The sequence below is a fragment of the Caminibacter sp. genome (assembly GCF_053999135.1).
In genome coordinates this window covers 1-3,450 of record NZ_JBMXVQ010000092.1, presented here as the reverse complement: position 1 = coordinate 3,450, position 3,450 = coordinate 1, and the positions used below count along the sequence as shown (strand labels likewise).

The following is a 3,450-nucleotide window of genomic DNA, read 5'->3' as shown; positions in this document are numbered from 1 at the left end:
CATTCTTTAGAACAGTTTCCCCATTCTTCTGTATCCCAAATAAAACAAAACAGCACCTATTACAATCTCTCCGGTAAAATAAGGCAGCAAATCAATAAATTCCGTTCCCCTGAAAAATATGGACTGGGCACCTTCAATATAGTATTTTACCGGTGAGATAATGCTGAGTTTTTGAAGCCAGGGCGCCATAGAATGAATCGGCGTCCAAGCCCCGCTTAAAAACAAAAGCGGCATAATAACCAAAACGGTATATTGGGAAACTTCAAGGACGCTGTTTGAATAAGCGGCAATTACAAGGGCAATTCCTCCCATAGCCATTATAAAGAAAAACGTTAAAAGGAAAAAATAAAACAGATTTCCGTTTATCGGCACCCCGAACACTCCAAACAGTATAAGCCCTATTCCCATTACAAGGCCTACCGTTATTATAAAAATCTGCGAAAAAACTTTAGCAAACATAATCAATGCCCCGTTTACCGGCATTAAAAGCATAATATCCCATGTCCCTGCTTCTTTTTCCCTTACAAACACAACGGCTATCAAAACAAGACTCAGCATTGTGACAACACTTAAAAGCTCGCTCAGACTCATAAACCATTTTGAATTTGAATTCGGATTGAAAAGTTTATAAATTTTAATATTTACAGGCATTTTACCGTCAATCATGGAATAAATCGTCTGGGTTAAATACTGAACGGACACCTCAGCCTGAGCTGCCGCGGTGGAATCTATAATTACATTAAGCTGGGCTTCTCTTTTTTTAATAAAATTTTTTTCAAAATCCTTATCAAAAATAATGCCGACCATTATCTCTTTGTTAAACACCGCTTTTTTAAGTTCTTTTTCATTTAAAAACATTTTCGGTTTTTTAAATTCGGGAGCGTGAAGGTGGGCTAAAATCTTCTGTGGCAAAAGCTCCCCCGAATAATTTACATATCCTACGGTTACGTTTCTTGGCTTCACCTCAACCCCATTCCCCGCTATATAAATATCAAACGTAAAAGCGTAAACCAGTATAAAGACAAGCATTACGTTTCTTAAAAACACAAGAATCTCTTTTTTAAATACGGCTAAAAATTTTTTCATTTAAGCTCCTTTTTTAAAAGCAAAGAGCCGATAAAAAGCAAAGCGGCGGCATAAAAAATCAAAATAAAAAAGTATTCCACATTTTTTGGCGAATTAAATCCCTGGGCTATTAAAAAAGAATCATACAAAAGATGATTGTAATACATTACGGGAAACATATGAGCTTCTATATAACTTTCCCCTGTCATTGAGGAAATCGGCATAATAATACCGGAATACAAAAACCCGGGGATTACCGTAATAAGCACCGTCAAAACAAGGGCGGTAACCTGCCTTGATGTAATAATGGATACCAAAAGCCCTATACCGATACTGATAACGATATAAATTTCGCTTGAAAGAAAATAAAGCAGAAAACTTCCCTTAAAGGGGACATTAAAAACATAAACGGCTATTAAAAACAGAATAAACGTATTCAGTGAATATAAAACAAAAGGCGGGGTCAGTTTTGCTATTAAAAACTCTATTTTTGAAACGGGGGATGAATAGAAATTAAAAATAGTCCCGATTTCTTTTTCTTTTACGATTAAAAGGGCTGCCAATATTGCCGGGGCTATAAGCATCGTAAGCCCGATAAGTCCGGGGACTACACCGTTTTCGTCGCGCATGGATTCGTTGAAAAAGTTTCTCTGGTTTATTTCAAAAGGCACTTTAACACCGTTTTTTTCAAGCAGATTTAAAAACACCCCCTGAACGTATCCTTCAAGGGTAGTGGCCCTAAGAGGAAAACTTCCGTCAATATATACGGCAACCTCGGAATCGCTTGAATGCATCAGATTTCTTTCAAAATTATGGGGAATTATTATAAATAAATCGGCTTTGTTCTGCTTTATAAGTCTTAAAGCCTCATTATCGGTAATATTTAAAACTTTTGTGTCAAAATATTTCGTAGTGCTGAACGCCCTTATGATTTCCTGAGACATTTTCGTATTGTCCCTGTCGATTATCACCGTTCTTGAATGCGTAACCTCCATTCTGATACCGTATCCGAATAATATAATAACCATCACAGGGATTAAATATACCATTACAATCATTTTAGAACGCCACAAATCTATAAACTCTTTTTTTAAATACGCTTTTACCACCCCTAGTTTCATTTGTTCTCCTCATAATATTTGATAAAAATCTCTTCAAAAGAGAGTCCCGGGAATTTTTCGTGAAGTTTTTTAACTTCATCATCAACTATTTTTTTGCCTCTTTTTAACACTACAACCCTGTCGCAGTATTCCGCTTCGCTCATATAATGGGTGGTTATCAGAATCGAAATTTTCCATTTTTCTTTAATTTCCCTTAAAAACCTCCAAAAAGTGGCCCTCGCTATCGTATCGACCCCGCTTGTGGGCTCATCCAAAAACAAAACCACAGGCTCGTGTAAAAGGGCGACTGAAAGTGAAAACCTCTGGTTAATTCCAAGGGGCAGGTCTTTTGGAAAATCGTTTAAATATTTTTTAAATCCGAAAAGCGTTGAGAAATATTCGATTTTTTCTTTTGTTTCTTTAGGGCTTAAATCATGCATTTTGGCAAAATATTCCATATTTTCTTTAACGCTCATTTCCTCATACAAGGCAAATCTTTGGGACATATAGCCTATTTTGCTTTTAAGCTCAAGTCTATCTTCATAAGATTTTATTCTCTTACCAAGCAGATACAATTCTCCCTCGTCAATCGGATAAAGCCCTAAAAGCATTTTCATAAACGTGGTTTTTCCGGCTCCGTTTGCTCCCAGAAGCCCTAAAATCTCCCCGCTTTTAAGCTCCAGATCCACATGGTCGTCCGCTATAAAGCTTCCGAATTTTTTGGTAAGCCCCTCGGCTTTTACGACAACTTCGGAAAGTTTTGCCTCTTTTTCCTCTAAATTTATTTTCAGGTTTTTTTTGCCTTTTTTAAGGGCGTTTACAAAAAATACACCTTCCAGCAAAGGAGGGGCTTTTTTTAAGTTAAGAGGTTTTAGGGAGTATGTCCTGTTATTAAAGCTGAAACAATCTTCACTTTCAATCTCACCTTCGTATGTGTAATCTTTTATACTCTCTTTAAGTTCATCGGCTTTACCCCTTGCTATTACCTCACCCTCGTCAAACAAAAGCAGTTTATCCATTTTTTCGGCTTCCTGCATATACGCCGTGGAAATAAGGGCGATTATCCCTTCTTTTTGTCTAACCCCGTCAACTATATCCCAAAGTTCCCTTCTGCTTATCGGGTCAACCCCGGTTGTCGGCTCGTCCAAGATTAACAGTTTGGGACGGGGAAGAAGGGCCAGGATTAGTGAAAGTTTCTGTCTCATACCGCCGCTTAGATGTCCGGCAAGTCTGTCCTGAAACTCATAAAGCCCCGCCATGTTTAAAAGGCGTTTTTCATATTCGA

The 3,450-nt window shown here is 37.6% G+C and carries 3 protein-coding genes; all 3 read right to left on the bottom strand.

Annotated features, from left to right (window positions below):
• Window positions 1-6: 6 nt before the first annotated feature.
• Entirely contained in the window at window positions 7-1,086 is a 1,080-nt protein-coding gene (locus ACXJH6_RS07225; protein ID WP_456471083.1) for an ABC transporter permease, read from the bottom strand.
• The gene (locus ACXJH6_RS07220) at window positions 1,083-2,186 is read right to left on the bottom strand and encodes an ABC transporter permease (protein ID WP_456471082.1); all 1,104 of its coding nucleotides are present in this window, start codon (window positions 2,184-2,186) and stop codon (window positions 1,083-1,085) included. Before ACXJH6_RS07220 ends, ACXJH6_RS07225 begins: the two co-directional genes overlap by 4 nt.
• Window positions 2,183-3,450 (bottom strand): ATP-binding cassette domain-containing protein (locus ACXJH6_RS07215; protein ID WP_456471081.1); only part of this gene is annotated, 1,268 nt, incomplete at its 5' end. The genes ACXJH6_RS07220 and ACXJH6_RS07215, both read right to left, overlap by 4 nt.